Annotated in this window: 6 protein-coding genes; 3 read left to right on the forward strand and 3 right to left on the reverse strand. The window is 69.3% G+C overall.

The window, feature by feature from the left end:
- The 3 genes from FCU40_RS22525 to FCU40_RS22535 all read right to left on the reverse strand — a co-directional run.
- Window positions 1–227 (reverse strand): DUF4880 domain-containing protein (locus tag FCU40_RS22525; RefSeq protein ID WP_168078032.1); only part of this gene is annotated, 227 nt, incomplete at its 3' end.
- Complete coding sequence (locus FCU40_RS22530) at window positions 191–781, reverse strand: RNA polymerase sigma factor (RefSeq protein WP_004622697.1); 591 nt, start codon at window positions 779–781, stop codon at window positions 191–193. The genes FCU40_RS22525 and FCU40_RS22530, both read right to left, overlap by 37 nt.
- Window positions 782–908: 127 nt before the next feature.
- Complete coding sequence (locus FCU40_RS22535; RefSeq protein WP_168078034.1) at window positions 909–2,576, reverse strand: MFS transporter; 1,668 nt, start codon at window positions 2,574–2,576, stop codon at window positions 909–911.
- Window positions 2,577–2,803: 227 nt separating this feature from the next.
- Between FCU40_RS22535 and FCU40_RS22540 the strand changes: the two genes are divergently transcribed.
- The 3 genes from FCU40_RS22540 to FCU40_RS22550 form a co-directional block, all read left to right on the forward strand.
- On the forward strand, window positions 2,804–2,974 hold the full coding sequence (locus FCU40_RS22540) for a hypothetical protein (protein WP_165570628.1): 171 nt from the start codon (window positions 2,804–2,806) through the stop codon (window positions 2,972–2,974).
- Window positions 2,975–3,102: 128 nt separating this feature from the next.
- Window positions 3,103–3,711: a peptidylprolyl isomerase gene (locus FCU40_RS22545; RefSeq protein ID WP_004622700.1), complete on the forward strand. Its 609-nt coding sequence runs from the start codon at window positions 3,103–3,105 to the stop codon at window positions 3,709–3,711.
- Between the two features lie 178 nt (window positions 3,712–3,889).
- The coding region (locus FCU40_RS22550; RefSeq protein ID WP_206677369.1) for a hypothetical protein at window positions 3,890–4,907 on the forward strand (1,018 nt) is incomplete at its 3' end.

The raw sequence follows: 4,907 nt of genomic DNA on the forward strand, positions 1-4,907 counted from the left end.
TCGCGGTCGGGGACGCCCTGGCCGGGCCGGTACGCGCGCAGACGCTCCATCCGCTCCCAGGCGACGGCCTCGCGCTCGAAGGCGGCCTCGTTCTCGCAGCTCTCGCCGCGCCAGGCCTCGAAAGCGGCGCGATCGGCGTCCGAGCACGTCGCGGCGTCAAGCCGGACCACCCACTGGGCGGCCGCCAGCCTCACCGCTTCGCGTCGTGATCCCGTCTCCCGCCCCATGAGCGCCCTTCGTCGACCCTGCTCTTGCGTCCGATACGCCGTCCGAGCTTGTCGGAACAGGAGCGCAGACCCTTCACCAGATGCTTCTCAACAGTAGAGACGGACAGCCCCATCCGAACCGCTATCTCCTCCGGCGAGAGGCTATAAACTTTTCGCAACGTGAAGACGCGGCGACACTGTGTCGGAAGTTCGGCGATCGCCTCGGCCAGCGCGCGCAGCTCCTCGCGCGACTCAAGAATGCTGTGCGCGCCGGGGGCCTCGTCGATCGGTTCGATGCGATCGAAATCGGCGACGGCGGTGATGGTCAGCACCTTGCGCCGGCGCAGGGCGTCGAGGGCGCTGTTGCGCAGGATGCGGGTGCAGAACGCCCCCGGATTGCTGACCTCGCGCCAGGTCTTGCAGGCGATGGCGCGGGCGAAGGTCTCGTGGACCAGATCTTCCGGATCGGTCTGGCCGTCGCGGCAGAACTGCCGCGCATAGGCCAGCAGGTCCGGTTCCAGCGGCAGGATTTCCCGCCGGAACCAGGCGCGCCGATCTTCATCCTCTTGCGCCATGAACGCTCCCCTCGGGGCGCAGCCAAGCCCATCGCGCGCGGGTTGGCAAGCCGGCGAGGCCGCCAGCGCCGTCGCCGACGCCGAATGCCCGCCGCTTGATCATCGCCTGACCGGGCGGAGTCGCCAATCAGTCCTCGATCGGACGATTCCGCGTGTCCTTGAGGAAAAGCCCGCCGACGACCGCGGTCACCGCCGCGATGATCACCGGGTACCAGAGCCCAGAATAGATATCGCCGGTCGCGGCCACGATGGCGAAAGCCGTGGTCGGCAGGAAGCCGCCGAACCAGCCGTTGCCGATGTGGTAGGGCAGTGACATGGCCGTGTAGCGGATCCTCGTCGGGAAAAGCTCGACCAGCATGGCGGCGATCGGGCCGTAGACCATGGTCACGTAGATGACCAGCAGCGCCAGCAGGCCCACGACCTTGGGCTGGTCGACCCGCTTGGCGTCGGCTTTGGCCGGATAGCCGGCGACCTTCAACTGGTCGGCCAGCTCGCCTTCCCAGGCCTTGCGCGCGGCGGCGAAGGCCTTGCCCGTCGCGCCGGCCGGATCGAAGCCCGACAGGGTGACGCGGCCGACCTGGACCGTGGTCGGCGCGCCGGCCCCAGCGTCGATCACGCGATACGGCGCCCCGGCCTTGGCCAGCGCGGCCTTGGCCACGTCGCAAGGGCTGTTGAACTTGGCCTTGCCGATCAGGTCGAACTGGAAGGCGCAGGTGGCCGGGTCGGTCGAGACCGTGACGGGCGCGGCCGCCTCGGCCTGGGCCAGCATCGGGTTGGCCGCGACGGTCAGCGCCTTGAAGATCGGGAAATAGGTGGCCGCCGCCAGCAGGCACCCGGCCAGGATGATCCACTTGCGGCCGATCCTGTCCGACAGCCAGCCGAAGATCACGAAGAACGGCGTGCCGATCAGCAGGCCCGCGGCCACCAGCAGGTTGGCCTGGGCGCCGTCCAGCTTGAGCACCTTCTCCAGGAAGAACAGGGCGTAGAACTGGCCGGTGTACCAGACCACCGCCTGGCCCATCGTCAGACCGACCAGCGCCAGCAGCACGATCTTCAGGTTCGCCCACTGACCGAACGCTTCGGCCAGCGGCTTCTTGGTCCCCTTCCCCTCGGCGATCATCCGCTGGAAGGTCGGGCTCTCGTGCAGCTTCAGGCGGATCCACAGCGAGACGCCCAACAGCAGCAGCGACACCAGGAACGGGATGCGCCAGGCCCAGGCCTTGAAGGCGTCTTCGCCCAGGTGCGTCCGCGTGGCCAGGATCACGGCCAGCGACAGGAAGAGCCCGATGGTCGCCGTCGTCTGGATCCAGCTGGTGTAGAAGCCCCGCTTACCCGCCGGCGCGTGCTCGGCGACATAGGTCGCCGCCCCGCCGTACTCGCCGCCCAGCGCCAGGCCCTGGACCAGGCGCATGACCACCAGGGCGATCGGCGCGGCCACGCCGATCTGGGCGTAGGAAGGCAAAAGGCCGACCACGAAGGTCGATAGGCCCATCAGCAGCATGGTGATCAGGAAAGTGTTCTTGCGGCCCCAAAGGTCGCCCAGCCGGCCGAAGATCACCGCGCCCAGCGGCCGGATCGCGAAGCCCGCCGCGAAGGCCAGCAAAGCCAGGATGAAGCCGGTCGTCTCGTTGACGCCCGAGAAGAAATGGCTGGTGATGATCGGCGCCAGCGAGCCGTAGAGATAGAAGTCGTACCACTCGAACACCGTGCCCAGGGACGACGCCCCGATCACCAGCACATCGCGTCCCCCGCCCTGCTTCGCTTCGCCGGACGCGGCCTGGACCTCAGCCCCCATCGACAACTCCTCCCCCTTGATCGCGCCGCGTTCCCCCGCGGTCGCCCATGCTTGAGCAACCCTAGCTCAGCGAACGCGACTCTCGCGAGCCGCAAATTTGATAGCGGTCACTTTCTTGCCCTGGACGCGACGGGTTGTCGCAACCTCACGCTTGAGGCGGTTGGCCCCGCGTGTCGTCCCTGCACCCGACGGTCAAGCTCGGACCGTCACAACAAAGGGTGTTCAAAATGAACGTCTCCAGCCTCTCCGCCGTCCGTCCTCAAATGGCCGTGCGCGCGCCCGAAGCCCTCGAAAGAGGGCCCGACCGTGACGGCGACGCCGACGACGGCGGCAAGACCGCCGCCATCAAGGCCGCGCCGGCTCAAGGCACGGGTCTTCGGGTGGACACCACGGCGTAAGGCCGAGGAGTCCATGCCTTGGGGAGGACCCCGCCCCGACGCCCCCCAAGCCGGCGTGGTCCTCCCCTTCTTTCCAGCCCCTCGAAGCGCTAAGCCTGTCGCCGACCTTCGCAACGAGAGCCGCCGACATGACCGTTTCCCGGATCGCCCGCCGCGCCATGCTGGGCGGCGCCCTTCTCCTGGCCCTCGCCTCGCCCGCTCTCGCCGCCGGCAAGCCGCGCGTGGCGATCGAGACCGACAAGGGGACGATCGTGGTCGAGCTGGAAGACAAGAAGGCGCCGATCACCTCGGCCAACTTCCTGGCCTATGTCGACCGCCATCGCTACGACGGCGGCGCCTTCTTCCGCGCCAACCGGGCCAAGGGCGAGCCCGGCGGCGGCTCGATCCAGGGCGCGCCCAAGCCCTATTCCCGCCGGATGCCGGCCATCGCCCACGAGAGCACGCTGAAGACGGGCCTGCGCCACAAGGCGGGCGCGATCTCGATGGGTCGCGACGCGCCGGGCACCGCCACGGCCGACTTCTTCATCTGCGCCAGCCCCCAGCCCTATCTCGACGCCAAGCCAGGCAAGAGCGACGCCGACGCCGGCTACGCGGTCTTTGGCCAGGTGGTGTCGGGCATGGACGTCGTGAAGAAGATCCTCGCCGGCCGCACCGACGGCCCCGCCACCGTCCCGGCCATGAAGGGCCAGATGCTGAACCCGCCGGTGAAGATCATCGCGATGAAGCGCCTGGGGTAGAGCGCGGACGCCGGTTGACGGCTCGGGGAGTATGAGGCTTCCATAAGCCCAGCGCGCCCCTGGAGCGCCGCCTGTCCGCGGCAAGGGAGATCCTCCCGTCCAGTCAGACCTGAAGTCTTACGAACCCTTCTTCCGGCCTTCGTAAGCGGACGATCGGCCATGGGAAGGAAGGTTTGCCATGAGCCGCGCGCTCACGCCCAAAACTCGGATCGAGACCCTGCGCAAGGACGCCAAGCGGTGGCTGAAGGCCCTGCGCGCCGGCGCCGCGGACGCCCGCGCCCGCCTCACCGCCGTCTGGCCGGACGCGCCGGCCGAACCGTCTCTGCGCGACATTCATCACGCCCTGGCCCGCGAATATGGCCAGGAGAGCTGGATCGCCCTCAAGGGCGCCGTCGACGACCTGGCCATCGAACGCCAGAGCCGCGCCCAGCGGATCGAGGCGATCCTTCGCCACGGGTGGGACGGCGAGCCAGCTATCGCCCGTCGCATTCTCAAGCGCCATCCCGACCTGGCGACCGACAGCCTGTTCACGGCCGCCGCCGCCGGCGATCTGGCGACGGTCGAGCGGCATCTGGCCCGCGACCCGGACGCCGCCCGGCGCGTGGATCCGTCGCGCGGCTGGACGGCCCTGGCGCATGTCGCCTACGGCCGGCTGGACGACGTCAACGGCCTGGCCATGGCCCGCCTGCTGCTGGACGCCGGGGCCGATCCGAACTTCGGCTTCACCGACGACTGGGAGACGCCGTTCAAGGTGCTGACCGGGGCGATCGGCCTGGGCGAAGGCGCGAAATCCAGCCATCCGCAAGCCGAGGCGATGGTCGCCCTGCTGATCGCGGCGGGGGCGGACGCCTACGACTCCCAGTCGCTGTACGACGTGTCGATCGTGGGGGCCGACACCCATTGGTACGACATTCTGTGGCGCCACGCCGACGCGGCGGGGAAGCTCGACGACTGGCGGGTCCAGGGACCCGACCGCCTGGGCGATGGCCTGGGCTGCTCGACGCTGGACTATCTGCTGGGGAACGCCGTCGGCCAGAACCACCTGGACCGCGCGCGATGGCTGCTGGAGCGCGGCGCGGACGCCGGGACGCTTCACGCCTACGCCAAGCGGCCCGTGCATACGGTCGCGCGGTTATCGGGCTTCGCGGCCATGGCGGCGCTGCTGGAGGCCCACGGCGCGCGGCCGGAGGCCCTGG

Origin of the sequence: Caulobacter sp. SSI4214, assembly GCF_012184455.1 — a bacterium.
GTDB lineage: Bacteria > Pseudomonadota > Alphaproteobacteria > Caulobacterales > Caulobacteraceae > Caulobacter > Caulobacter vibrioides_E.

Coding starts and splice junctions, on each gene's coding strand:
- FCU40_RS22540 (WP_165570628.1), top strand. CDS start 2,804: ATGAACGTCTCCAGCCTCTCCGCCGTCCGTCCTCAAATGGCCGTGCGC.
- FCU40_RS22535 (WP_168078034.1), bottom strand. CDS start 2,576: ATGGGGGCTGAGGTCCAGGCCGCGTCCGGCGAAGCGAAGCAGGGCGGG.
- FCU40_RS22545 (WP_004622700.1), top strand. CDS start 3,103: ATGACCGTTTCCCGGATCGCCCGCCGCGCCATGCTGGGCGGCGCCCTT.
- FCU40_RS22530 (WP_004622697.1), bottom strand. CDS start 781: ATGGCGCAAGAGGATGAAGATCGGCGCGCCTGGTTCCGGCGGGAAATC.